Origin of the sequence: Bacillus sp. FJAT-28004 (genome assembly GCF_001280845.1) — a bacterium.
Classification (GTDB): domain Bacteria; phylum Bacillota; class Bacilli; order Paenibacillales; family Paenibacillaceae; genus Pristimantibacillus.
Window position 1 is genome coordinate 1,185,356 of the sequence record NZ_LGHP01000001.1, and the last position, 25,052, is coordinate 1,210,407.

Genomic DNA, 25,052 nt, shown 5'->3' on the forward strand with positions numbered 1-25,052 from the left:
AGCGAAGATGATCTATAACCAGTTCTTACTCGCTGGTTTTTGTTTGATGCTCGAATTCGGAACGAATACGAGCGAGCAGCGCAGGATCGGCAAATACGTCGAATGCAGTTGCCGCCAGCATTTTGGCACCGAAGAGCATGCTGTCTAGTGCATATTCGGTCATTGCCGCATCGCGAAACGCCTCAGTATGAAGCAGCAGACGATCCTGTACCACCTTAACGAAAGGATGGATAGCTGGACAGCGAACGGAAACATTGCCTAAATCAAGCGAGCCATGATCCTTGCCGATTTCGATTTGTTCAGGCCGGATGCCTGCTTCGATGAGATTTGCGTTAAACTGCTCAGATAATGCTTCATTCGTAAGAAGCTCGTCGTAAGAGAACTCGAAATGGTTAGTTGTAAGGGTGCATCCCGTCTGCAATGCTGCGCCTTCTGCACAGCGTAGAACTTTGGCGGTAAGCTCGTTTGTATATGTGCGTGAAGACGAGCGAACATAAAATTTAGCCGATGCGTAGTCAGGAATGATGTTCGGCGCTTTGCCGCCGTTGTCAATAATACCATGAATGCGTGCATCGCTGCGTGTTTGCTGACGAAGCGCGTTCACGCTATTGAATAGTTGAAGTACAGCATCCAGTGCATTAATTCCTTCGTACGGACTTGCAGCTGCATGTGAAGCTAGACCATGAAATTCAAACTGCACGGCATCGAGCGCCAATGATTCTCCAGAACGTTCAAAAGTATGGTATGGATGCGCCATTAAAGCAAAGTCGCAGTCATCGAATAAGCCTGCCGCAGCCATAGGCACTTTGGCGCCGCGTGTTTCCTCCGCTGGAGTGCCATAGATGCGAATTTTCCCGCCAATGCCGCTGCTTAGCAGCGATGCTTTAAGTCCAACAGCTGCCGCGACGCTCATCGAGCAGATGAGATGATGCCCACAAGCATGTCCGATTTCTGGCAGCGCATCATATTCGCATAAGAAACCAACCGTCGGCCCTGGGGTACCGGTATCAAAAAAGGCGATAAAAGATGTCTCGATGCCAAGAATGCCGCGTTCAACCTCAAAGCCGTATTTTACAAGCTCCGTACAAAGCAACTCAGAAGCAAAAAATTCCTCATGTCCGAGCTCAGGTCGGCTGCCCACTGAACGTGATATCGTGCGAAAATCCTCCGCATATTGATCAATCTCATTAAATATAAGTTTTTTATCGGTCATGATGTATTTAACCTCCTGCAATGATGTGAAACATATGAATTGTGCTGTAAGCACGCATATGTTCTTACAGCCTCAAAAGTAACATAGCTGAGCGCCTGTAAGAACCTATAGGTTCTTACGGAGCCCGTCAAGGGTGCTGCCAGCCACCGAAAGAACGCAATAAGCACGCATATGTTCTTACAGCCCCAAAAGTAACATAGCTGAGCGCTTGTAAGAACCTATAGGTTCTTACGGAGCCCGTCAAGGCTGCTGCCAGCCACCGAAAGAACGCAATAAGCACGCATATGTTCTTACAGCCCCAAAAGTAACATAGCTGAGCGCTTGTAAGAACCTATAGGTTCTTACGGAGCCCGTCAAGGCTGCTGCCAGCCACCGAAAGAACGCAATAAGCACGCATATGTTCTTACAGCCCCAAAAGTAACATAGCTGAGCGCTTGTAAGAACCTATAGGTTCTTACGGAGCCCGTCAAGGCTGCTGCCAGCCACCGAAAGAACGCAATAAGCACGCATGTGTTCTTACAGCCTCAAAAGTAACATAGCTGAGCGCTAGTAAGAACCTATAGGTTCTTACGGAGCCCGTCAAGGCTGCTGCCAACCACCGAAAGAACGCAATAAGCACGCATGTGTTCATACAGCCTCAAAAGTAACATAGCTGAGCGTTTGTAAGAACCTATAGGTTCTTACGGAGCCCGCTCACTCGCCGCCTTCCATTTGTCAGCTAATTAACGCATGCCGTGAATTTTTTTGAATTGCTCTGGGCTTAGCCCTTCAAGCCGTCTAAAGACGGAGCTGAAGTAGCTGGGTGAGTCGAAGCCGACGCGCTGGGATATTTCATGCATTTTGATCTCACTCTCGCGGAACATAAGCTCTTTGCTCCGATTGACACGCTCCCGGTTGACGTATGCCATCGGCCTCATTTTCAGTGCTTTCTTGAAAAGCAAGCATAGGTACTGCGGCGTTACATCAATACAGCCTGCTAAATCCTTTATCGTAATGAGCTTGCTATAATTCGCTTCAATATAATGAAGAACAGGCTGCAGCTTCAAGTAGTTTTGTTCTACCGAGTGCGAGCTTACAAGAATAACCTTCATTAAATCAAGTAAAAACATGTAAACCAGCTTCGAGCATTCGAGCCCGAGAAAGGAACGGCCTGATTGCGTCATCGCGTAAATGTTTTTCATGTGGGTAACAATCATATCATGATCGGCAGTCGAATAGACACCAGATTGTGTAATTCCAGCCTGCCTGAACAGCTTGTCGGATAAATCGCCTCTAAAGCTCATCCAAATGATTTCCCAAGGCGCTTGTGTTGAAAAGTATTGATGCTGCTCATTCGGAAACAGGCAGAACCCTTGTCCAGCTCGAACGGTCATCTGCTGATCGCCAACATGGAGCTCGCCCGAGCCGCTTATCACTTGCAGCCATTGAAAATAAGGATAACCGTTCGGACGGTCAATTGGCTCTTGATCGCTCCAATGCCCGATGCTCGTGAGATAAACGGGGAGTGTCTTGTCTGTCTCTGTCAAAATCGGAAAAACCATCGTGTCGATAGCGGTGGCCTCCTGTTTCATATTTTTATAATGATGCGAAAATACTGTTATATAGTTGGATCGATGAACGAGATATAATATGAATATCATTATAGTATATCCAATAATAGCTACAATCAAGACTAAAATGGAGGCAGATGAGATGAGTTTGAAATTTCCCCCGATAAGTGCAAAAATACCACAAATGCTGCATGGTGCAGATTATAACCCAGATCAATGGCAGAAGTATCCTGAGGTGCTGGAGGAAGACATTCGGCTCATGAAGCTTGCGCATTGCAACGTGATGTCCGTAGGGATTTTTGCATGGATGGCTATCGAGCCGGAGGAAGGTGTATTTACCTTTGAATGGCTGGATACATTGCTTGATAAATTTGCTGCTAACGGCATTTATGCACTGCTCGCTACGCCAAGCGGAGCACGTCCAATATGGATGTCTCAAAAATATCCGGAAGTGCTGCGCGTTGCGCCTAACGGAATTCGTAATTTGCATGGTGCGCGTCACAACCATTGCTTCAGCTCACCTGTATATCGCGAGAAGGTAACGATTATGAATACTAAGCTGGCTGAACGTTATTCGGATCACCCTGCGGTTATCGGCTGGCATATTTCTAATGAGTACAGCGGCGAATGCCATTGCTCATATTGTGAAGACGCTTTTCGCGCTTGGCTAAAAAATAAATACGGTACTCTTGAATCGCTTAACGATGCTTGGTGGACGACGTTCTGGAGTCATACGTATTCCGATTGGAACCAAGTCGAGTCTCCATCGGAACGCGGCGAGAAAGCCGTTCACGGTCAGAACGTCGACTGGAGAAGATTTGTTACGGATCAAACGGTTGATTTCTGCCGTAACGAAATTGCTCCGCTGCGCGCAGCTAACAGTGAGCTTCCGATTACGACGAACTTCATGCTTGATTATGAGCCGCTTAATTATTGGAAGTTTACGGAGCTGCTTGATATGATCTCGTGGGATGCATACCCGACTTGGCATGACAATGGCGGAGATGACAGCGAGCAGGCGGCATGGATCGGCTTCAACCATGATGTGTTCCGTTCGCTTGGCGGGGGGAAGCCGTTCATGCTGATGGAAAGCACTCCGAGCATGACGAATTGGCAGCCGATCAGTAAAGTGAAGCGTCCAGGCATGCATATGCTTTCCTCGCTTCAAGCAGTCGCGCATGGCTCGGATACTGTGCAGTATTTCCAGTGGCGCAAGAGCAGAGGCTCAAGCGAGAAACTTCATGGCGCAGTAGTGGATCATGTTGGTCATGAGCATACGCGTGTATTCCGTGACGTTGCTGAGCTTGGCGCGACGCTTGAGAAGCTGACTGAAGTAGTTGGTACAACCGTGAAGCCGGAAGTAGCGCTCATTTATGATTGGGAGAATCGCTGGGCAGTGAAGGATTCGCAAGGCCCGCGCAATGGCGGTCTTCATTATGAGGAAACGGCAAAGCGCCATTATCGTCCGTTCTGGGATCTTGGTGTACCGGTGGATATTATTGATTCGGAATGCAATTTTGATTCGTACAAGCTCCTTGTTGCCCCTATGCTATATATGATGCGACCAGGTGTAGGCGAGCGCATTGAACGTTTTGTCGAAAATGGCGGTACTTTCGTCGCGACTTACTGGACGGGTATCGTCGATGAGAACGACCTGTGCTTCCTAACAGGTTTCCCAGGGCCGCTGCGGAAGACACTAGGTATTTGGTCCGAGGAGATCGATTCGCTGCATGACCATGATTCAAATCAAGTCGTGTTGAAGGACGGAAACATACTTGGACTGAGCGGCCAATATACTGCACGCGAGCTATGTGATCTCATCCATCTTGAAGGTGCGGAGGCACTTGCCGTTTACGGAGATGATTTCTATGCGGGTCGTCCTGCTTTAACGGTAAATCATTTGGGTACAGGCAAAGCCTACTACATTGCATCGCGCAACGAAGCAGCCTTTACGAACGACTTGCTGACTCGAATTGTAGAGCAAGAAGGGATCAAACGCGTTCTCGATTCAGAGCTGCCGCATGGCGTAACTGCACAATTAAGGACGGATGGTGAGAGCGATTACGTCTTTGTATCCAACTTTAGCGATAAAAAGGTTTCGGTTGCTTTAGATTCTCAAAGTTACACTGACTTGTTAACGAGTGTTGCAGCAGTAGATAACATCGATATTGCTGCTTATAGCTGCCGAATTTTGAAACGGGCATCCAAATAATACTAGTCTCATAGAGAAGCTGTGTGAAACGTACAAGAAATTGTACGCGGCACACAGCTTTTTTTGTTTAGTCATAAAGACTCTCCTATTGGCAGGTGCAATAGGTATGCTTTTACGGTAATTACAAATGATATTGTCGAATTTAACATTCCGATAACATTTCTGCTTATTTCATTTGATGCTTACGACCTATAGTGAGTGCATAAGGCAAAAGAAGGAAGGGTGAGGGTGAGTGACAGCGACTGTTCTAGATAAAGAAAAACAATCAGCTATCGAGAAAAAAGAGCGTACGGCTCTAAACACATCACTTAACGGAAATGAATTGCAAACTGGTGAGGTAAAAGGAACCGCTGAAAGTTCTGCTAAGCAAGAGGAGCAGCCTGCTGTTGAAATAACGATTAATCCGGTAAAAACAGAAGCAGCGCGCTTACATCATTTTTTGCGTCAGGCACCAACCATAGGCGCAGAGCAAACTTGCCGTGAGACGATCGCTGTGTTTAAGAAACATCCAGAAAGTGAATGCGTCATCGTAACGGGGGAGCAAGGAGCACCTATCGGTTTGATGATGCGCAATCGATTCTTCTTGAAGCTCGGACATCGATTTAGCGCAGATTTGTATGATGACAAGCCTACTACGAAGCTTATGGATGCGAGTCCGCTCATGGTGGATTATGATTATGCACCACAGCAGCTCATTGACAGCGCATTAAGCCGCCACGATAGCGTGCTTTATGATTGCGTCATCGTAACGTTAAAAAATAAGCTTGCAGGCATATTGACTGTATCGGACATGCTTAAGCTATCCAGACTGCTGCAGCAGGAAGCGGTGGAAACGCAAATGAGTACGATACGCTCTGCAGAGCAGCGGGTGAGAGAGATCGAACAAGCGGTCAGCAGCGTACGCAAGTCTACCGAGCAGGGCGAGTCGATGTCGGTAGATATGGTTGATTTGACCCTTACTGGCAAAAATGAGCTTGATAAAGTAACGAAAGCATTTAACGCCATTACGTTGAATTCTGAGCTTCAGGAAAAGCGGATGAATGAGCTTCAGTCTGAAGCAGGTTCTATCAACAAAGTATCATTATTAATTAAAGAACTGGCTGAGATGAGTAATTTACTTGCACTTAATGCTTCTATAGAAGCAGCGCGTGCAGGGGAGCATGGGCGCGGCTTTGCGGTAGTGGCTGGTGAAGTGATGAAGCTGGCTGGCCAAACGAAACAATTTGCGAACGAAATTACGACCTTGACGGGAACGATTGTGGACGCCATATCACAAACGACGAATCTCGCACATTCGGGCCGAATGGAGACGATCTCTAGCGAAGCGCATATCAATGAAGCCGTGGATGCGTTTAATCATCTTTTCCAAGCGGCGGCAGATAACCGAAATAGCGCGAAGCAAATTGGCGATTTGTCCGAGCAGGCACATCAGCAAGCGGTTCATGTAGCTTTTGAAATGAAAAAATTACAGCAATCATATTTTTAACATGGAGTTTACAAAAACAGAATACGAGGTTTACAAACGGCTAGTAGTATAAGAGGCACAGGGGCGAACCCTTACAGACATAATAAGAGGAGTGGTAGAGTTGTTAAAGAAAAAAGGGTTTAAAGGAATTTTGATGTTGTCGATGGTGGCGCTGCTCGCATTTGCGGCTGCATGTGGTAATAATACAAACGGCGGAAATAAAGGTTCAGAAAATACAGGATCTGCGACTAACACAGCAACAAACGCACCAGCTGGTGAAAATGTGAAATTGTCAGGCGAAATTAAAATCGACGGTTCAAGCACCGTATTTCCACTTACTGAGGCTGCTGCAGAAGAGTTCAACAAAGAGCACAGCGACGTACGCGTTCCAGTAGGTGTATCCGGTACAGGCGGCGGATTCAAACAATTTTGTGCAGGCGAGATTGCCATTGCAGATGCTTCCCGCCCGATCAAAGAAGAAGAAGCAACAGCTTGTAAAGATGCTGGCATCGAGTATACAGAACTATCTGTAGCATTTGATGGTTTGTCAGTCGTAGTAAGCAAAGACAATGATTTCATTGATCACTTGACAGTTGAAGAGTTGAACAAGATTTTTGTAACAGGCAGCACAGTTGCTACTTGGAAAGATGTTCGTGATACATTCCCTGCTGAGCCGATCGTTATGTTCTCGCCAGGCGCTGATTCCGGAACTTATGACTACTTTAATGAAGCTATTCTTGACAAAGCAGGCATTCGCAATGATAAAGCAATCAGCTTCTCAGAAGATGACAACGCACTTGTACAAGGTGTAGCAGGCAGCAAATACGGTATTGGCTACTTCGGTTTTGCTTACTTTGAAGAAAACCAAGATAAATTGAAAGTTGTCCCTGTAGATGGCGGCAAAGGCGCTATTACACCAACTTATGACACAATTAAAGATGGATCTTATGCACCATTGTCCCGTCCACTCTACATCTATGCAAACAATAAAGAGCTTGAGCGTCCAGAAGTGAACGCATTCGTTAAATACTATATCAACAACATTGGTACTTTTGCTGGTGAAGTTGGTTATGTATCACTTCCAGATGAGCAATACGCAACAGAAGCAGCAAAAATTAAATAAGCAACGAACAGACTGGATGAAAAAGTGTGGTGTCTCGAGGGACATCACCTTTTTCTCGGCACAAATGTAAACGAATTGTAAAGGCAAGAAGGAGGACGCTGCAATGCCAAGCCAAGGGCTGCAAACGGTCAGTAAGGCTCAAACAAATAGTAAGGAAGTCTATGATTTCAAAAATAAACGCGTAAGCATCATGAATAAAGTGATGCCAATCCTGTTGTTCTTATGTGCATCCGTATCCGTTCTAACAACAATAGGTATTGTCGTCACGCTCATCTCAGAGACCTATCAGTTTTTTCAAAAAATACCAATTTTTGATTTCTTGTTTGGGACCAAATGGTCACCGTTAATCCCGCCCAAAAGCTTCGGCGTTTTGCCGCTCCTGTCAGGCACGCTAATGATTACGTTTATCGCTTGTTTAGTTGCTATTCCACTCGGGCTCGCAAGCGCCATTTACTTATCAGAATATGCACCGAAGCGGGTTCGTAAAATCATTAAACCGATTTTGGAAGTACTCGCAGGAGTGCCAACAATCGTATATGGTTACTTTGCTCTAAGCTTGGTAACACCGCTTATTCAAAGTATTTTTCATAGCGCTGGCGTGTTCAATGCATTAAGTGCCGGTATTGTTGTCGGCATCATGATTATTCCCATGGTTTGCTCGCTAAGTGAGGATGCGATGTCCTCTGTACCGCGCAGCTTGCGAGACGGCGCATATGCGCTGGGCGCAACACGGTTCGAGGTCGCTTTGAAAATCGTTGTGCCAGCAGCCTTCTCGGGTATCGTAGCATCGGCCGTACTTGCTTTCTCAAGGGCGATTGGTGAAACGATGATCGTTACGGTAGCGGCAGGCTCTACACCTAATATGACGGCTAATCCGCTCGAGAGCATCCAGACGATGACAGCTTATATCGTTCAGGTCAGCCTTGGGGATACGCCGCATGGAACGGTTGAGTATGGATCGATCTTCGCGGTCGGCATGACGTTGTTCGTCATTACATTCCTGCTCAATATTCTTGCCCAGTATATTGCAAGAAGATTCAGAGAGGAGTACTAAGATGAACATATTTCTAGATGCGAACCGCAAGCAAATTGCTAATCGGCGAAAAAAGGATTGGATGCTCCATCTCCTGTTCGTCGCAGCTACCTCAATCGGCGTTCTTGCTCTTTGCGCGCTAATTGTAGATATATTGATCGACGGCATTTCAAGGCTTCAGCCTGATCTATTCACGAACTTTCCATCTCGCAAGGCGGACGGTTCCGGTATGAAGTCTGCGCTGGTCGGTACGATTTATATGCTGCTTATCATGGCTCCCATCTCCTTTATTTTTGGCGTAGGAGCAGCGATTTACTTGGAGGAATATGCGAAGAAGGGCCGGATTACCCGGATGATTCAGCTGAATATCAGTACACTAGCGGGCGTTCCGTCCATCGTATATGGTATTTTGGGCTTAACCTTGTTCGTACGTCTCCTCTCGCTTGATCGCAGTCTCATTGCGGGGGCGCTCACGATGACGCTGCTTGTGCTTCCTATTATTATCGTATCCGCACAAGAAGCTATTCGTGCTGTTCCGAAATCGCGCCGCGATGCGTCGTTCGCCTTAGGAGCGACCAAGTGGCAAACCGTCTCTCGTTCCGTTATGCCCTCAGCACTTCCGGGCGTATTGACCGGCGTCATACTTGCCATGTCGCGGGCAATCGGAGAGACAGCACCGCTCGTTATGATTGGAGCATTAACGTATGTTGCCTTTTTGCCAGAGGGTCTTAAGGATTCGTTTACGGTTATTCCTATTCAAGTGTACAACTGGTTGTCTAAGCCACAGCTTGAATTCAAGGAGCTTGCAGCCAGCGGTATTATCGTTTTGCTAGCGCTGCTGTTGCTAATGAACTTTTCGGCTATTTTGCTTCGCAACAAATATCAGAAGAACATTTAGGAGGAACACGATATGGAAGCACTTATTAATATTAACAAGCTGAATTTGTTTTACGGCGCTTTCCACGCCTTGAAGGATGTAACGCTTACGATACCTGAGAAAGCAATCACTGCATTCATTGGACCCTCCGGCTGCGGAAAGTCAACATTGCTTCGTACGCTAAACCGCATGAACGATATGATTCCGGGCACCCGGATCGAGGGAGGTATCGCGATTGGCGGTACAGAAATCTACTCGAATGAAGTGGATGTAGAAACGCTGCGCAAAAAGGTAGGCATGGTGTTCCAGCAGCCGAACCCATTCCCGAAATCTATCTACGATAATGTGGCATACGGTCCTCGCCTGCATGGCATTACAAGCAAGCGCGAGCTCGATGAAATTGTTGAAACGAGCTTGAAATCGGCTGTATTGTGGGAAGAGGTAAAGGATCATTTGAAACGGTCCGCGTTCGGTTTATCTGGTGGACAGCAGCAGCGGCTTTGTATTGCCCGCGCACTTGCAGTGAATCCGAATATTTTGCTTATGGACGAGGCGACATCAGCGCTTGACCCGATTTCAACGCTGAAAATTGAAGAGCTTGCTCAAGAACTGAAAGATAAATACACAATCGTGATGGTTACTCACAACATGCATCAGGCAGCCCGCGTATCTAATCAAACGGTGTTTTTCTTGAATGGCGAGGTCATTGAATATTCGGATACGGAGAAGCTGTTCTCCAATCCGACCGATCAGCGCACAGAAGATTATATAAGCGGACGTTTCGGCTAAGCCAGACGGATCGTGGGAGAACAAATAACGTTGTTTTACAAACCTTAAAGGGGGAATGCCGTTCATGATGGCCACGCGTAAAGAGTTTGACCAAGGACTAGAGCATCTTCATAATTTGCTGATTGATATGGGTACTTTTACGGAAAAAGCGCTCGTAGAATCGATGGAAGCGTTGAAAACCGTTGATGTTGACCGTGCGAAGCAGGTCATAAAGCTGGATCCGTCACTCAACCAAATGGAAGAAAAAATTACGGAAATCGGCTCGAAGCTTATTGCCACGCAACAGCCGGTTGCCAAGGATTTGCGACGCATTTTGTCAGCATTCAAAATTGCAAGTGATTTGGAGCGCATGGGTGATCTCTGCGTTGATATCGCTAAGGTCGTGTTGCGTTTAGAGGGACAGGAGCTTATTAAGCCGTTAATCGATTTGCCGCGCATGGCCGAAATTGTTCAACTCATGACATACGAGTCCATTCAATCGTTTATTCAGGAGAATGTAGACCTTGCTTACAAAATGGCGAAGGACGACGATCAGGTTGATGCCCTTTATGGACAGATTACGCGCGAGCTTTACTCCCTTATGATGGAGAACCCTCGCAACATTACACAGTCATCGCTTCTTACTCTTGTCGGACGTTACCTCGAAAGATACGGCGATCATGCGACAAACATCGGCGAGAGCGTCGTATATCTCGTAACGGGCAATCGTCCGGATTTGAACGTATAATCTACTTTAAAACTCATTTAAGACCGTCGAAGCTTACAAGCTGGACGGTTTTTTTATTTAGGAAGAAAGAACTAAGGAAATGTCGAATTTTACCGAACGTTAATCCTTTTATGCATCTCCATTCACAATTGGCTGGTAAAGTAATACATAAAGGAACTGAAATAGACGATAGTCGATTGAGGGGATTGGCATGAATGGAGTTGGAGTTGGTTTATTCAATCAAGACATGCTCCGCAGTATTAAAGAGCGCTGGCATGAAGGCGGGATCGGCGTCATTTACGTCCGTTTCCTGCTTGGAAACACGTCAGCAGAATCGGCATTGCAGCTATGGGAGAGCACGGAGACAAGACTTTTCTGGCGTCAGCGCCTTGAATGGGATTACTTTTATTTATTTGATCGTCAGCCGAAGGATGAGCCGATCATTCGGGTTATCGAGAAAGCGAAGGAGCGACTCATAGATAGGCTAAGGAAGTCAGATGCAAAAAAGGAGAACGGGACTTATCCAGACACGGATCTGGAGGTAAGCATAGGCCTATCAGCAGCTTATCCCCCAGCAACTGGCCGTTCCTCCGAATCGGTTGTTTACCGAATGCTGCTTGATGCGATGGAGCAAAGCGCTTATAACGTTACACTTGGAAGGAACCGCCAAGATCCCATGTCGGAGGGTAGACAGGTAATAGATAGTTTTGGACAGCTTGCCGGAGCAGGTGAGTCTGTGCAGCAGATACATTTGTCAGGGCTTCACAGCCGAACGATTCGAATTGGCGCGCTGGCCGCACCTTATCCGATATTCCCTGCTCGGGCAAGGGTATCTGAGGTTGCTTATTTATTCGATACGAATGCGAAGGCGCAAGGCGCTGTAATCGTCGATAAAGGCAGACCGATAGGCATTTTAATGAAAGAGAAGCTGCATCAAATGTTAGCGGGCCAGTTCGGGCTGCCTCTTTATTGGAACAGGCCGATCGAGCGAATTATGAACAATCAACCGCTTATCGTGGATGAGCAGCTTACTGTCGAGCATGTATCTCAGCTGGCGATGGCAAGGGATTTCTCGCAGCTATATGATGTGGTTCTCATTACGAAGGATGGACAGATGGCAGGAGCGGCTACGATAAGGTCTATTTTGGAATGCATGACAGCGCTTCGAACAGAGGCGGCTCGCACAGCTAATCCACTTACCGGACTACCGGGGAATGAGGAAATTCAGCTTGAGCTGAGCCGAAGGATCGGACACGGACAACCGTTTGCGGTCGTTTATGCGGATTTGGACTATTTTAAATGGTATAACGATTCCTTTGGTTTCGGTCTGGGTGATAATCTGATTCGCTATTTGGGAGATATGCTTCGAAAGGAGCTTGATCAGCTCGGAGTAGGCGACGACTTTGTCGGTCATATAGGCGGCGATGATTTCATTGTGGTGATGAGAGCAGAAGCGGCGGAGTATTTATGTCAGGCTATGATTAAGCGTTTCGATAGTGGGATTAAGGCATTTTACGGCGGCGCCCAGGTAACGACTGTTGAGGATCGTGAGGGCAATCTCATTGAGCAGGAAGGTGTAACGCTCTCCTTGTCACTTATGTTATGGGATGGCAAAGTTGCGCTTGCGGCAGATGATATTCCGAGGATTGCGGCAAAGCTGAAGAAACAAGCGAAAGCTCTTAAAGGCAGCGTCTACGTCATGGATCAAATAATAGGAATGCATCATGGAGAGGAACGGAACGGAAATTGAGACAACTTCGGGACATATGGCGGCTAAACGATACGGAAAACGTGAGCTCGAGCCATCTTGGTATTATTTATTTATCATGGCAGTTTCCAACTGACGATCGTGAAAATCATTTTTCCTCGCAGCATGAGAAATGGCGTGTTTTTGCAGAGAACGAGGCGGAAGTTATTTTTGGAAGCTCCTTGCATTATGTAGGACTGCAATGGATGAAAGAGGATTTATTTATCCATATGCGCTTGCCGGCTGGACACCAGCAGCTGCTAGAGGACGGGCTGCTTGAGCTAGCACATAAGCATACCGCTGAGTGGGAGACACGTTTTGCAGAGGAGCTTTGCAGTGAGGAGTTATTAAGTGTGGTTGGTAAGCTTCATGTCGGTGTGTCTGTCGTACCGAATGACCAAGCCCCCGTTGATGGACTCGTGTGGTATGATGCGATGAAAAAAGCGATTTTGCATGGGCAATCCGCCGGATCGATGGAGCGCAGCTTGAAGCGGCGAGCTCTGGAACGAGTAATTGGCGAGCGGCTCATTCAGCCTGTTTATCAGCCTATTGTATCGCTGCATCGACAAGGAGATGTTTTTGGTTTCGAGGCGCTTACACGAACAGAGGATCAAACCTGGTTTGCCGGACCTATGGAGCTCTTTCAGTGTGCGGAGCTTGAGGGTCTGGCTTATAGCTTGGATAGATTGGCTAGGGAGAAGGCGATTGATGGCTGCCTGAGGCTCATGCCGGGGCAAAAGCTATTCATCAATGTGATGGCGCAAATTATGGAGGATCCAAGCTTCTCGCCTGGTCAAACGCTGAGTTTGCTCGAGCAGCATAGGCTCTCGCCCCATCATGTCGTATTTGAAATTACGGAAAGAAGCTCAATCGCGGATTTTGGCTCCGTAAAGAAGGCACTGGAGCATTATCGAAGCCAAGGTTACCAGATTGCAATCGATGATGTTGGAGCGGGTTATTCTTCATTGCAATCGATCGCCGAGCTGCGTCCTGATTATTTGAAGGTAGATCGGTCGATTATTCAGAACATCCATTTGGATGAGATGAAAGAGCATATTTTGTACACGCTGGTTCAGCTTGCCGCCAAAATGGGCATTTCCATTATCGCCGAAGGCATTGAGCTAGAAGCAGAGCTGGCGAAGGTGCATGAGATGGGGATTGAATACGCCCAAGGGTATTTTTTAGGTAGACCTGCTCCTTTTCATTCCATAATGGTGTAACAGATACAAAAAAGGGCTTTCCGGCAGCAGCGATGCTTGGGAAAAGCCCTTTTTGTGGTATACTTAAAGGTATGAATGTTACATAAAGAAGGTGTTGATTCCTTATGGAAAAATGGATGCTAATTGACGGAAACAGTATAATCTACCGTGCGTTTTTTGCTTTACCGCCGCTCACGAACTCAGCCGGCAATCACACGAATGCGATTTTTGGGTTTACAACGATGCTGCTTAAGCTGCTTGAACAAGAAAAGCCGACTCATGTCCTTGTGGCGTTTGATGCCGGCAAAATCACATTCCGCCATGAAGGATATGCAGAATATAAAGGAGGAAGACAAAAGACACCGCCTGAGCTATCGGAACAATTCCCGGTGCTTAAGGAATTGCTTCAAGCATTTAGCATTTCGCAGTTCGAGCTGTCCGGCTATGAAGCCGACGATATTATCGGTACATTAACGAAGGCTGCCGACGAGAAAGGTGTCGAAGCTTTTGTCGTTACCGGCGATAAGGATATGCTGCAGCTTGCCTCAGACAAAGTGACAATTGCGGTAACACGTAAAGGCGTTAGTGATGTTGATCTATATACACCTGAGACGATTCAAGAAAAATACGGTCTTGTGCCGATGCAAATTATCGATCTTAAGGGACTCATGGGCGATACCTCTGATAACATCCCAGGTGTTCCAGGCGTTGGCGAGAAAACGGCGCTTAAGCTGCTGCATGAGCATGGCTCTGTTGAAAGCGTGCTTGATAACTTGGACAAGCTGAAGGGCAAGTTGAAGGAAAATATTGAGAGTCACAAGGATGACGCCACGATGAGCAAACGTTTGGCGACGATCTTCCGTGAAGTGCCCATTGAAAAGTCTATCGATGAAATTCGTTATGCGGGGTATGATGGCTCGAGGCTAGCCGAAGCGTTCCGCAAGCTGGAGTTCAAATCACTAATTGATCGATTGCAGCTAGGTGCTGAAGCAGGCGATATGGATAAGGAAGCCGAAGCTGCTGCCGCTGATTTGGATATTAACGTTATCGAGTCGGATAAAGACGCTGTGGAGCTTGATAGACTCATGCAGCTGCTTGAGAAGACGGACAAGAATGGCTTATACATTGAAGCAATTGGTGAGAATCCACATCATGCCGCGCTGATTGGCCTAGCGATCGCCACTGAAGAAGCTGTGTTCGCAATGCCTTACTCGGTGCTCAAGCAGCCTTTTGCAGCGAAGCTTCGCGACTGGCTGGAGCAAGCTGACAGGCCGAAGTACGGCTTTGATCTGCATAAGGTGGAGCTTGCACTCAGGTGGAGCGGCATTAGCTTCGAGGGCTCGGCTTTTGATGTACAGTTGGCTGCATACTTGCTTGATCCTACAGAAGCAAGCCAAACTCTGAGCGGAATTAACGAGAAGCAGGGGCTCTCGATGCTTCCTCCGGATGAAGCTGTTTATGGGAAAGGCGCGAAGTTCAAAGTTCCGGATGCGGAGACGCTTTACCGGCACTTGTCTCTGAAGGCGGAAGCGGTTCGGAAGCTGGTGCCACTGTTAACCGAAGAGCTGAGCAATACGGGCATGAGCAAGCTTTATTTTGACATGGAGCATCCGTTGTCCCGCATTCTCGCAGGAATGGAGTTTATGGGTATTAAGGTGAAGTCTGAGGAGCTGGAGGCGCTAGGGCGCAGCTTGGAAGGCAAGCTGACAACGATCATAAGCAGCGTGTACAAGCTTGCCGGGACGGAATTTAATATTGGGTCGCCGAAGCAGCTCGGAGAGATTCTATTCGAGAAGCTTGGCTTGCCTGCCAAGAAAAAGACGAAAACAGGCTATTCGACGGATGCCGAGGTGCTGGAAGAGCTGGCGCCGTATCACGAGATTATCCCGCTCATATTGCATTATCGCCAGCTCTCAAAGCTGCAATCTACGTATGTGGAAGGTCTGCTTAAAGAGGTGCGCAAGGAAACAGGCAAAATACACACGTATTATCGCCAGACGATTGCAGCTACGGGCCGCCTAAGCAGTCAGTTCCCTAACCTGCAGAATATTCCAATCCGGCTGGAGGAAGGACGACAAATAAGGAAAGCCTTTGTACCATCCGAGCCGGGCTGGTCGATTGTAGCTGCCGATTACTCACAAATTGAGCTTCGGGTACTCGCTCATATTGCTGATGATGAGAATATGAAGGAAGCCTTTGTTAAGGATATGGATATTCATACGAAAACTGCGATGGATGTATTCGGCGTAACGGCCGAGGAAGTCGATTCCAATATGCGTCGTTCGGCCAAGGCGGTCAACTTCGGCATCGTGTATGGCATCAGTGATTTCGGCTTGTCACAAAACCTTGGCATTTCGCGTAACGAAGCTGGAAAGTTTATTGCGGATTACAAGGAAGTTTTCAAAGGCGTTCGCCAATATATGCACGATATCGTTCAGCAGGCTAAGCGTGACGGATATGTGGCAACACTGCTAGAGCGCAGGCGTTATCTGAATGACATTAATGCTTCTAATTTCAATTTGCGCTCCTTTGCTGAACGTACGGCGATGAATACGCCGATTCAAGGTACTGCGGCAGATATTATCAAGCTGGCAATGGTACATATGGACGCAGCACTACGTGAACGCAAGCTGAAGAGCCGCATGCTTCTGCAAGTACATGATGAGCTCGTGTTCGAAGTGCCGCAAGAGGAGCTGGAGCTGATGAAGACACTTGTTCCTGAAGTAATGGCAGGCGCGCTCAAGCTGGATGTTCCGCTGAAGGCCGATATGAGTTTCGGTGACAATTGGTATGAAGCAAAGTAACCCACTGGCGGGCAGTTTCAGGTATAATGGTTGTTGAGGTGAGGAGAAATGCCTGAATTGCCAGAGGTAGAAACCGTAAGAAGAACATTAATTGAACTTGTAGCGGGTAAACGAATCCAATCGGTGACCGTTAGACTCCCGCGTATCATACAGCGTCCAGCAGAACCTGAACAGTTCGCGGATGCACTTGTCGGACATACTATCCAAACGGTTGAGCGCCGCGGTAAGTTTTTGCGGATCATTTTGGATGGACTTGTTCTTGTATCGCATTTGCGAATGGAAGGCCGATATGGAGTATTCCCGTCAGATGAGCCGATTGAGCTGCATACGCATGTCCTATTTCATTTCGAAGATGGCACGGATTTGCGTTATAAGGACGTCCGTCAGTTCGGTACGATGCATTTATTCTTGGAAGGGCAGGATCTTGAGCTTCCGCCGCTCAACAAGCTTGGCATAGAGCCGCTCGAGCCAACCTTTACGCTCGACGCACTGCGTGGGAAACTGGAGAAACGCGCGACAAAGATTAAACCGCTTTTGCTTAATCAAGAGCATATTGTTGGTTTGGGCAATATTTATGTAGACGAAGCTTTGTTTCAAGCGCGTATACATCCGGAAAGAACGCCTAATACGTTGAAGCCTGCCGAATGGAAGAGGCTTTATGAAGCGATACTCTCGGTTCTGGGCAATGCGGTTGAAGCAGGCGGTTCGTCCATTAAATCATACGTAAATGGGCAAGGCGAGATGGGTATGTTCCAGCATCAATTGCTTGTGTACGGTAAAAAGGACGAGCCATGTCCAACTTGTTCAAGGCCTATCCAAAAGTTTGTTGTTGGCGGTCGAGGTACGCATATTTGCAATAAATGCCAGGCACTAAACGCAACAGGAAAATAGTAGGAACAGCAGCAAATGATCAGCGACATGCACAGTCAAATACTCCCCGCATATGATGAATGTGTTACGAACAATAGGCGGATGTCTACTCACAGCTTCTTGTGAGCCGGATGCCCGCTGTGCGGGGAGGGAATTGAACATTGTTCGCGCATGTAGTTTCACTGTTAGTTCTTGCTTTTGCTGTTAGCTTAGACGGATTTGGTGTTGGCGTTACTTACGGGTTGCGGAGAATCCGTATACCGCTATTGTCGGTATTTATTATTGCTTGCTGCTCTGGCCTAATTATTTACTTGTCGATGCAGGTCGGCGGTTTGCTGACAACATTTCTGTCTGAATTCGTTGCACGTCTCATTGGAGCATGTGTGCTCATGTTGATTGGAGTCTGGGCGTTGTTGCAGCTTAGACGAGGCAAGCAGCAAAATAATGAGATGAACGTGACCGCAGATACCGCGGTACAAGAAAGTGCTGCAGCGGCAGAAGCCGGTGCAAAAACGCACGCCGGAGAGATTGCGAGCGCGGCGCTTGTCGTTATGGTGGAGTTGAAACGACTGGGGCTCGTTATTCAGATTTTACGCACGCCACAATCAGCTGACGTAGATAAATCAGGAACGATCTCTGCATCGGAGGCAATCATGCTTGGCGTTGCGTTATCGCTTGATGCATTTGGGGCTGGACTTGGCGCAGCATTGATCGGCTTGCCTTCATTACTTACAGCTTTAACTATAGCAGCGGCGAGTGCGCTTTTCCTAGTCGGAGGCATTCGTTTTGGCTTTCGCTTCTCTGCTTGGAAGGGGATGCAAACATTAGCTTTATTGCCCGGTGTATTATTAATCATGATCGGAATCATGAAGCTGTTATAATTTGAGGTGAAATGGATGATAATCGGATTAACCGGCGGTATTGCCAGCGGCAAAAGCACAATCGCGAGCATGCTCGTGGAACGCGGAGCGCTGCTGGTCGATGCCGATCAAGTCGCAAGGGAGGTCGTACTTCCCGGAGAACCAGCATTAGAGGCAATCGCCTCTACGTTCGGACAAGCTGTCCTTGAAACGGACGGTTCTCTTAACCGAAAAGCTCTCGGCGAAATCGTTTTTCGCGATAAAGAATCACTAGCAAAGCTCGAAGCGATAACCCACCCGGCCATTCGTGCGAGGATGCAACAAACCATACATACTTATGCGGAACAGTTCCCAGAACGATTAGTCATAGCTGACGTGCCACTGCTTTATGAAACGAAGCAAGAAAATCTGTACGAAGGCATATTAGTTGTTTATGTACCCGCTGAGGTTCAGAAAAAGCGCCTAATGGAAAGAAATAACTTGTCTGAGGAAGAGGCTGACAGGCGCATTGCCTTACAAATGGATATCGAGCAGAAGAGACAGCATGCGGATTGGGTCATCGATAACAGCGGGTCGCTGGAGGAGACGCAACATCAGCTGGACGAATTTTGGAAAAGCAAGTGTTTGCCATGAGAGTATTCCAAAAGAAAAGGGTGCTTCTCATTCTGTTGCTCGGTTTAATGACGATTCTATTTCTCAAATCAGATTGGCTTGCGGAATGGATGTATCCGGTTCATTTCAAGGAGGACATTCGAGCAAGTGCTTCTAATTATGGCGTAGAGTCGCATTTAGTAGCTGCGATCATTCGTAGTGAAAGCAATTTTCAGACAGGCAGGGAATCGAAGAAGGGTGCACTCGGTTTAATGCAGATTATGCCCGATACGGCTGCATGGGTCGTTCAAAAAGCGGGATTTCAAGAAGTAACGAACGACATGCTTATGAATCGCGCAGACGTAAGCATTGAGGTTGGCGCATGGTATTTGAGGTCACTTAGTCAACAATTTGGTCAAAATAAGATTGCTGCAATTGCTGCATACAACGCGGGTCCAGGCAATGTTCGCAAGTGGCTTGACTCGGGGACTTGGGATGGAACAATCGAATCGGTTAAAGAAATTCCGTTTGGAGAAACTAGACACTATGTGCAGCGAGTCATTTACTATTATAATAAGTATAAGGACTTATATCCGAGCCTTTAATGGATGATCCTTAACGATAATGAAAATACAATGAAGCCTTGGAGGCTCGTCTCTTCGTGGACGAGCCCTGCCAAAGCTTCGGTTATTCATACAACTTTTAATGAATCATTATTTGTATTGACCAGCAAGGGATTGCTCGGCAATTTGCACTAGGCGACGGGTAATAGATCCCCCGATGGAGCCTGCGTCTTTTGTAGCCATGTTGCCGTAGTATCCGTCTTGCGGAATTGCGATGCCTAGCTCTTGAGCAACTTCAAATTTCATTTGATCAAGGGCAGCTGTCGCTTGTGGCACTACCAATTGGTTACTGCTGCGGGATGCGCTCATGTATGTTCACCTCCTTGCGGTTGGTAAAAGTATTATGTGCAAAAATTAGAACTTCATTACAGGAATTACATGGAAATTAAAATAATTTTGTGAAGAGTCAATTTTGGAGGCTCTAGCGATTAAGAAAGGAGGCAATACGCATCATGAAATGCCCATACTGCGACTATGCCGGAACGAAAGTATTAGATTCCAGGCCGGCCAACGAAAACAAATCGATTCGTCGCCGCCGTGAATGCGAAAAGTGCAGCCGCCGCTTCACGACATTCGAAATGATTGAAGAGACGCCTCTGATCGTAATCAAAAAAGATGGCAGCCGCGAAGAATTCAGCCGCGACAAAATATTGCGGGGCCTTATCCGCGCCTGTGAGAAGCGTCCGGTTCCCGTAGAGCGTCTGGAAGTTATCGTATCCGAGGTTGAGAAGGAGCTGCGCACAACAGCGCATGCCGAGGTTGATAGCAGCGATATTGGCGGAATCGTTATGAACGAGCTTTATCCGGTTGACGAGGTAGCCTATGTCAGATTCGCATCTGTTTATCGCCAATTCAAGGACATCGATATGTTCATGAAGGAGCTTAACAATCTGTTGTCCAAACACCCGCTCAATGGTATGATAGATAAAGATTGACAGTTTTGACGACCCTGTGCTAAGATCAATCTTGTCGTCATTTGGGGCCTTAGCTCAGCTGGGAGAGCGCTTGCATGGCATGCAAGAGGTCAGGGGTTCGATCCCCCTAGGCTCCACCAAATACAGACTTCCAAAACCCTTGATAATCAAGGGTTTTTTTATTTATATAATGTCCTGAGCAGAAATCAGAGTAATAAGTTTTTGGCCTTTGGGGACGGATTGGGGACGAAAAAATATACCTGAAAGCCTTCTTGAAAGAAAGTAAATTATTTAAGATTGAACAGAATTAGTAAATATTCTTTAATCAATGAAAAGGAGAACACTTTTTATTTAAGTGCTCTCCTTTTTCAACGATGAGATGTTGTAATGTATATCTCGAATAAGATTACATTAGCAAATGCTGTTCCATTCGAATCATACTTGTTGTCGCTGCCTACTCGTCACATGTTGATTTTGTGGCGGTGTTGGTTTGGAACGGAACTGAAGAGAAGTAACATTAACAGCCCTTCTAGCGAAGGGCTGTTATATCGTTTATACTGATAAAACCAATTTACTTCTTAGGAGTTGTCTAGCGAATCATGATAAAGAAAGAAGTCGCGCATATACGCAAGCAATTTAAGCTGGATCACGATATGATGAATATTAACGACATTCTCAACGTGTATATTATGAAGGATAGCAACGAGGTCTATCATTGGGAGCGCCAGGCGTTTTCTCTGGTGGATAGAGAGAAGCAGGAGCTGTATATGGGGAATTTCAAAAAACTGCTGACCGGAGAATTGGATCAGAAGTTGTTCGAGTTGAAGTTTCAGGAGGAAGCAGAGGATCCAACGCGAGTGCTACTTCACCAAGGTTTAGCGACAGGCGATCCTGAAGAATGGAAGGACCTGATGCTGCTGTTGGTGGATAAAATGTTGGTGGATGCCAAGTATGAACAGGATACAGTAGTCACGTTCGTTCGTGGACAGTATTTCCGGCCGACCAAGGGCAGAAATGAAGAAGCCGAAGAGAGCGGTAAGGACGAACTGTTCGCGCATCCGTTCATTCTATGCAGCCTGAATTCCACGGAGAAGCAAAAGAAAACTCTCTTGTTCGATTATGTGGAGAGGGAATTTAAGTACAATGTCATTGTAGATCCGATTATCAAGTTAAGTTCGCCGGAGCACGGGTTCTTTTACCCTAGCGTGACGGATAACTATTCCGATGTGAACCGCATTCTGTATTGTACGGCAAAATCGAATTATCCAGATCCGCACTTCATCGGACAGGTCTTAAATGCCGAAAGATCCATGACGGCAATGGAAGAGAGGGCTATTTTCGAAGACATCGTGAAGGAAGTGGTGGGCGAACAACTCGACGTAGCCACTCTCGCACAGGTGTACGAGGAGATCCACCAGGTAATCGAAACCAACGAAGATGAGGAAGAACCCCCGAAGTTGGATTATAAAGATGTGGAACGTGTGCTGACAGTAAGCGGCATAGAGAACGTGACGACGGAAAAAGTGGAACGCGCGTTTCAAACGATCGTCGACGATAGGAACTATGAAATGAAGGCAAGCAGCGTTATGCCGAAATTCACTTCAAAATCGATTAAGATCGATACAAAGGTAGCCTCGATTTCGGTCAGCCCGCAGGATTTAAAGTATGTGAGACAGGTGAATTATCAAGGGAAACGATGCATCCTGATTGAGATCGACGAAGATGCTGTAATCGAAGGATTTACGCTCAGTACAGAGACTTTATAGACTCAGTTGACAGCGTTGGTTGATGCGGTTGCAGCCTTTGAATAGGTCGGCGCATAATGTGTTCTTGAGGGATAGAAAATATTGAAATAAGACAACAGCGAGGAGAGGAGATCGTCTTGCTGGAGGATAAGTCACCGGGATGGTACTCATCGTATAAAGTTTGTTCACACTGTCTACTCGACACATGTGGTGTTCGGAAACATGAACATTATTTTATGGGGACGAATTGGGGACGAAAACCGTCACCAAGCAACATAAAAGAACCAACTAGATCACATATCATTCGGAATAAAACCTTATTTAATAAGGTTTTATCCTACATCAACATATTAAGAGCTAACCCATCTCTATTACTGGCAGCGATGAGGTCACGGCATCGAAATTTACCGCTGAGCATTACATCATTGAATGGACTTCTATGAATGTTAAATCAAAAATTTCGATACCCCGGGGTTCAGTCCGCGCGGACGGAATGAAAGATTAAGCTTCGAAGGGAATACTTCAAATGGAGAGCTCAAGTGTTTTACTAAGGTTCAACTTATGAAAAAAACCAGTGCGACAGCCTGATGTTCAGACTGATGCACTGGTTATTTAACTATCGTTCTCCGGTTGCCCATTTGTTGCCCTACGGCCCTGCGGTAGCAGTTGATAGCCTCCAGTCGTTCAGCTCATTCACAGAAAAGGGTTAATATGTATGATAGCTCCAGTGGATCGGTCCAAAGTTACAAGAAACCGGCCATCGCTAGTAAGATTGCCTTCGGAAGAAGGAATAATTACAAAACCGATAAGCGAGTCATTGGTGTAGCTATGCTCTATTGTTGTGATTTGCACTTCTTGAACACTAACGTCCAGGAATGGTTAAGCCAATTGAATCGCTTTCTCTTTACTTTGGTCTAATGAAATCCATTGTTCTTTTTGTATTTCATTGCTATTTGTTGAGTCTTTAGCTGCCTTCATATCATTGATACCGATTATTTTATTATTATGGCCAACCCATACACGTATACTGTCGTCTGCGGTTACATAAGTGGCAGTTTCTCTCTCATCTTTTATAAGTGAAAATCCAGTCAGGTTAAAATACTTCTGCAATACCAGAGTAGCTTTTTCTGCAGTATTAACTGTCAGGCTTTGGATTTGGCCGCCTCCAGGCTTCGCTAGCTTTTCCAATTCCACTGTTTCTTGTAAATTGGTATTCCCTTGCGCATTTACTAATGAGAATGAGCAGACAGTTAATAGCATTACTAATCCTAATACAGATAAGCGCATAGAATTTTTCTTAAAATGTTTAATCATGAGTATTCGCCTCTTGAGATGCTTGTAATTACCCGATAATCCGACCAAACCTGGATATCTCCGGGCTCCTGCATAATGCTCCAATAAATTAATGATCGTCTGGCCGTAAGCTGCTTTGTGTTCAGCATGGATGTAGGACAAGGCCAATGCATCACAGGCTACCTCTTGATCCGCCCGAATACGTGCGCAGACAAACCGTATAATCGGATTAAACCAATGTAAAATAACCAGAACATGCATGAGCCAATTCATCGCAACATCCGTGCGCTTTATATGTGCCAGTTCATGATTGAAAATATAACGGAATTGATCGGCATCCATCGAACGAATCAACGAACTGGATAATAAAATCCTTGGTTTCATAAACCCATAAACCGCAGGACTCGGTACTGCAAGTTACGGTCAGAAGAATCGGTTGTTTGACCGACATTTGGCGCTTGCATTGCTCGAATACTTGTAATACCGCCGGATGGGTTAATTTGGGCTGTTTTTTAATTCGTCTATACACGTTGATATTGGCTATAAGGGTTACAAGACTCAAGACTATGACCCCTAGCAACCAACCAAACAACAGGATGTCTCGCAGCGTTATTTTGGATAATAGATCCACAAACGATTGCTTTGCAAGGACTTGTTTTTCAGGAACATTCGCAGCGGAATGAACAGTGACGTCGGATGAACCCTTGAGTGTCCATTCGCTCGGAGAATTCACGTTATTCTTCAACTGATTTCTTCGTTCATAAAGATTGGAAATATCATCGAGCGATCCTAAAAGGGATTCATTAGACAACTGCTGCTTAATTGGCAATAGATTGTATACGCTGTACGAGCTCTCTGGCGCCCAAGGCAATACGAGCCGAATGACAACAGGAAACCATAGGAGATAATGCCACTTCGGCTGCAACTTGTTTCTGAGCATCCATTTGATCATGACTATGAGAACAACCAGCACACTTGCCATCAGCGAAGCCTGAATCACCCAGTCGAAAAAAACCTGCATATACATCTGCATATATGTCATGGCTATATGCCAGTCTTCGATTTGTTATCATCGTTTTTGTTATCATCGAATAATTGTTTCAGCTCATTGATTTCCTGTTCCGTCAGTTTTTTCTCCTGAAGGAAGTTCGCAAGCATCGGTTTAATGGCTCCACCGTACAATTTTTGCAGAAAACTTTTGGTTTCACTCTGCAAATACTCGTTTTCTGAAACCAATGGATAAAACATTTGGGCTCGTCGCGATTCGTCTATATAAACGGATATTGGGGATCTTTTAAACCAAAGATGAAGTCGAAAAGCCGCCTCAACAGGCATACTGTACATGTGGCTTTTATCGTTTGAAATTCAAGCAAGAAGGAGTATGGGGAATTAAGCTCAAATTCGCGAAATCTTTATTGGACTGTCAGATTTAAAGCGC

The 25,052-nt window shown here is 46.4% G+C and carries 22 protein-coding genes and 1 tRNA gene; 17 read left to right on the top strand and 6 right to left on the bottom strand.

The genetic code is table 11. From position 1 onward, the window contains the following. Window positions 1-25 precede the first annotated feature (25 nt). The gene (locus AC787_RS04885; protein WP_054023751.1) at window positions 26-1,213 is read right to left on the bottom strand and encodes a M20 family metallopeptidase; all 1,188 of its coding nucleotides are present in this window, start codon (window positions 1,211-1,213) and stop codon (window positions 26-28) included. 722 nt (window positions 1,214-1,935) lie between these two features. Then, the gene (locus tag AC787_RS04890; protein ID WP_082360627.1) at window positions 1,936-2,853 is read right to left on the bottom strand and encodes an AraC family transcriptional regulator; all 918 of its coding nucleotides are present in this window, start codon (window positions 2,851-2,853) and stop codon (window positions 1,936-1,938) included. 52 nt (window positions 2,854-2,905) lie between these two features. Here AC787_RS04890 and AC787_RS04895 point away from each other — a divergent pair, with 52 nt between their 5' ends. The 14 genes from AC787_RS04895 to AC787_RS04960 all read left to right on the top strand — a co-directional run bounded on the left by AC787_RS04895 (window position 2,906) and on the right by AC787_RS04960 (window position 19,644). Next, window positions 2,906-4,975, top strand: a complete 2,070-nt coding sequence (locus AC787_RS04895; RefSeq protein WP_054023753.1) for a beta-galactosidase — start codon at window positions 2,906-2,908, stop codon at window positions 4,973-4,975. 1,036 nt (window positions 4,976-6,011) lie between these two features. Beyond that, on the top strand, window positions 6,012-6,461 hold the full coding sequence (locus AC787_RS35295) for a methyl-accepting chemotaxis protein (protein ID WP_414730966.1): 450 nt from the start codon (window positions 6,012-6,014) through the stop codon (window positions 6,459-6,461). A gap of 100 nt (window positions 6,462-6,561) precedes the next feature. Beyond that, entirely contained in the window at window positions 6,562-7,563 is a 1,002-nt protein-coding gene (locus AC787_RS04905; protein ID WP_054023755.1) for a PstS family phosphate ABC transporter substrate-binding protein, read from the top strand. A gap of 190 nt (window positions 7,564-7,753) precedes the next feature. Next, window positions 7,754-8,617, top strand: coding sequence for a phosphate ABC transporter permease subunit PstC (pstC, locus tag AC787_RS04910; RefSeq protein ID WP_235561050.1), 864 nt, complete (start codon window positions 7,754-7,756; stop codon window positions 8,615-8,617). A gap of 1 nt (window position 8,618) precedes the next feature. Beyond that, complete coding sequence (gene pstA / locus AC787_RS04915; protein WP_054023756.1) at window positions 8,619-9,494, top strand: phosphate ABC transporter permease PstA; 876 nt, start codon at window positions 8,619-8,621, stop codon at window positions 9,492-9,494. A gap of 12 nt (window positions 9,495-9,506) precedes the next feature. Further along, window positions 9,507-10,262 carry a phosphate ABC transporter ATP-binding protein PstB gene (gene pstB / locus AC787_RS04920; protein WP_054023757.1) on the top strand — a complete coding sequence of 252 codons (756 nt, stop codon included), beginning with the start codon at window positions 9,507-9,509 and terminating at the stop codon, window positions 10,260-10,262. Between the two features lie 67 nt (window positions 10,263-10,329). Next, window positions 10,330-10,989: a phosphate signaling complex protein PhoU gene (gene phoU, locus AC787_RS04925; protein WP_054026907.1), complete on the top strand. Its 660-nt coding sequence runs from the start codon at window positions 10,330-10,332 to the stop codon at window positions 10,987-10,989. Window positions 10,990-11,179: 190 nt separating this feature from the next. Beyond that, the gene (locus tag AC787_RS04930; protein ID WP_054023758.1) at window positions 11,180-12,718 is read left to right on the top strand and encodes a GGDEF domain-containing protein; all 1,539 of its coding nucleotides are present in this window, start codon (window positions 11,180-11,182) and stop codon (window positions 12,716-12,718) included. Further along, entirely contained in the window at window positions 12,715-13,935 is a 1,221-nt protein-coding gene (locus tag AC787_RS04935; RefSeq protein WP_054023759.1) for an EAL domain-containing protein, read from the top strand. The genes AC787_RS04930 and AC787_RS04935 overlap by 4 nt, the downstream gene beginning before the upstream one ends. A 104-nt stretch (window positions 13,936-14,039) precedes the next feature. Then, window positions 14,040-16,718, top strand: a complete 2,679-nt coding sequence (gene polA, locus AC787_RS04940; RefSeq protein WP_054023760.1) for a DNA polymerase I — start codon at window positions 14,040-14,042, stop codon at window positions 16,716-16,718. Between the two features lie 48 nt (window positions 16,719-16,766). Then, window positions 16,767-17,609, top strand: a complete 843-nt coding sequence (mutM, locus tag AC787_RS04945) for a DNA-formamidopyrimidine glycosylase (protein WP_054023761.1) — start codon at window positions 16,767-16,769, stop codon at window positions 17,607-17,609. A gap of 140 nt (window positions 17,610-17,749) precedes the next feature. Next, window positions 17,750-18,469: an MntP/YtaF family protein gene (locus AC787_RS04950; protein WP_054023762.1), complete on the top strand. Its 720-nt coding sequence runs from the start codon at window positions 17,750-17,752 to the stop codon at window positions 18,467-18,469. Between the two features lie 15 nt (window positions 18,470-18,484). Next, window positions 18,485-19,081: a dephospho-CoA kinase gene (gene coaE / locus AC787_RS04955; protein WP_054023763.1), complete on the top strand. Its 597-nt coding sequence runs from the start codon at window positions 18,485-18,487 to the stop codon at window positions 19,079-19,081. Further along, window positions 19,057-19,644 carry a lytic transglycosylase domain-containing protein gene (locus tag AC787_RS04960; protein WP_321166100.1) on the top strand — a complete coding sequence of 196 codons (588 nt, stop codon included), beginning with the start codon at window positions 19,057-19,059 and terminating at the stop codon, window positions 19,642-19,644. The genes coaE and AC787_RS04960 overlap by 25 nt, the downstream gene beginning before the upstream one ends. A gap of 108 nt (window positions 19,645-19,752) precedes the next feature. Here AC787_RS04960 and AC787_RS04965 read toward each other — a convergent pair whose 3' ends face one another. Then, entirely contained in the window at window positions 19,753-19,971 is a 219-nt protein-coding gene (locus tag AC787_RS04965) for an alpha/beta-type small acid-soluble spore protein (RefSeq protein WP_054023764.1), read from the bottom strand. 143 nt (window positions 19,972-20,114) lie between these two features. Here AC787_RS04965 and nrdR point away from each other — a divergent pair, with 143 nt between their 5' ends. The 3 genes from nrdR (at window position 20,115) to AC787_RS04980 (ending at window position 22,342) form a co-directional block, all read left to right on the top strand. Next, entirely contained in the window at window positions 20,115-20,597 is a 483-nt protein-coding gene (gene nrdR / locus AC787_RS04970) for a transcriptional regulator NrdR (protein WP_053377232.1), read from the top strand. A 43-nt stretch (window positions 20,598-20,640) separates the two neighbouring features. After that, a tRNA-Ala gene (locus AC787_RS04975) sits at window positions 20,641-20,716 on the top strand. 459 nt (window positions 20,717-21,175) lie between these two features. Next, a complete protein-coding gene (locus AC787_RS04980; RefSeq protein WP_054023765.1) occupies window positions 21,176-22,342 on the top strand; it encodes a DUF4317 domain-containing protein in 1,167 nt (388 codons plus the stop codon). An 858-nt stretch (window positions 22,343-23,200) separates the two neighbouring features. On the opposite strand, the gene AC787_RS35025 is transcribed toward AC787_RS04980, so the two are convergent. From AC787_RS35025 to AC787_RS04995, 3 genes are read right to left on the bottom strand one after another with little or no spacing between them, the layout of a single operon-like run. Further along, window positions 23,201-23,998 (bottom strand): M56 family metallopeptidase, encoded by a 798-nt coding sequence (locus AC787_RS35025; RefSeq protein ID WP_082360629.1) that lies wholly within the window; start codon window positions 23,996-23,998, stop codon window positions 23,201-23,203. Next, window positions 23,919-24,635, bottom strand: a complete 717-nt coding sequence (locus tag AC787_RS35030) for a M56 family metallopeptidase (RefSeq protein WP_268760160.1) — start codon at window positions 24,633-24,635, stop codon at window positions 23,919-23,921. Before AC787_RS35030 ends, AC787_RS35025 begins: the two co-directional genes overlap by 80 nt. A 23-nt stretch (window positions 24,636-24,658) precedes the next feature. After that, the gene (locus tag AC787_RS04995; RefSeq protein ID WP_082360630.1) at window positions 24,659-24,958 is read right to left on the bottom strand and encodes a BlaI/MecI/CopY family transcriptional regulator; all 300 of its coding nucleotides are present in this window, start codon (window positions 24,956-24,958) and stop codon (window positions 24,659-24,661) included. Window positions 24,959-25,052: the final 94 nt, after the last annotated feature.

What these genes read in the sequence shown, in the direction of transcription:
- AC787_RS35025 (WP_082360629.1), bottom strand. Translation starts at nt 23,998, where the DNA reads ATGAAACCAAGGATTTTATTATCCAGTTCGTTGATTCGTTCGATGGAT.
- coaE (WP_054023763.1), top strand. Translation starts at nt 18,485, where the DNA reads ATGATAATCGGATTAACCGGCGGTATTGCCAGCGGCAAAAGCACAATC.
- AC787_RS04995 (WP_082360630.1), bottom strand. Translation starts at nt 24,958, where the DNA reads ATGTACAGTATGCCTGTTGAGGCGGCTTTTCGACTTCATCTTTGGTTT.
- nrdR (WP_053377232.1), top strand. Translation starts at nt 20,115, where the DNA reads ATGAAATGCCCATACTGCGACTATGCCGGAACGAAAGTATTAGATTCC.
- AC787_RS04885 (WP_054023751.1), bottom strand. Translation starts at nt 1,213, where the DNA reads ATGACCGATAAAAAACTTATATTTAATGAGATTGATCAATATGCGGAG.
- AC787_RS35295 (WP_414730966.1), top strand. Translation starts at nt 6,012, where the DNA reads ATGAATGAGCTTCAGTCTGAAGCAGGTTCTATCAACAAAGTATCATTA.
- polA (WP_054023760.1), top strand. Translation starts at nt 14,040, where the DNA reads ATGGAAAAATGGATGCTAATTGACGGAAACAGTATAATCTACCGTGCG.
- pstC (WP_235561050.1), top strand. Translation starts at nt 7,754, where the DNA reads ATGAATAAAGTGATGCCAATCCTGTTGTTCTTATGTGCATCCGTATCC.
- AC787_RS04965 (WP_054023764.1), bottom strand. Translation starts at nt 19,971, where the DNA reads ATGAGCGCATCCCGCAGCAGTAACCAATTGGTAGTGCCACAAGCGACA.
- pstB (WP_054023757.1), top strand. Translation starts at nt 9,507, where the DNA reads ATGGAAGCACTTATTAATATTAACAAGCTGAATTTGTTTTACGGCGCT.
- AC787_RS04895 (WP_054023753.1), top strand. Translation starts at nt 2,906, where the DNA reads ATGAGTTTGAAATTTCCCCCGATAAGTGCAAAAATACCACAAATGCTG.
- pstA (WP_054023756.1), top strand. Translation starts at nt 8,619, where the DNA reads ATGAACATATTTCTAGATGCGAACCGCAAGCAAATTGCTAATCGGCGA.
- AC787_RS35030 (WP_268760160.1), bottom strand. Translation starts at nt 24,635, where the DNA reads ATGCAGGTTTTTTTCGACTGGGTGATTCAGGCTTCGCTGATGGCAAGT.
- phoU (WP_054026907.1), top strand. Translation starts at nt 10,330, where the DNA reads ATGGCCACGCGTAAAGAGTTTGACCAAGGACTAGAGCATCTTCATAAT.
- AC787_RS04890 (WP_082360627.1), bottom strand. Translation starts at nt 2,853, where the DNA reads ATGATATTCATATTATATCTCGTTCATCGATCCAACTATATAACAGTA.
- mutM (WP_054023761.1), top strand. Translation starts at nt 16,767, where the DNA reads ATGCCTGAATTGCCAGAGGTAGAAACCGTAAGAAGAACATTAATTGAA.
- AC787_RS04930 (WP_054023758.1), top strand. Translation starts at nt 11,180, where the DNA reads ATGAATGGAGTTGGAGTTGGTTTATTCAATCAAGACATGCTCCGCAGT.
- AC787_RS04980 (WP_054023765.1), top strand. Translation starts at nt 21,176, where the DNA reads ATGATAAAGAAAGAAGTCGCGCATATACGCAAGCAATTTAAGCTGGAT.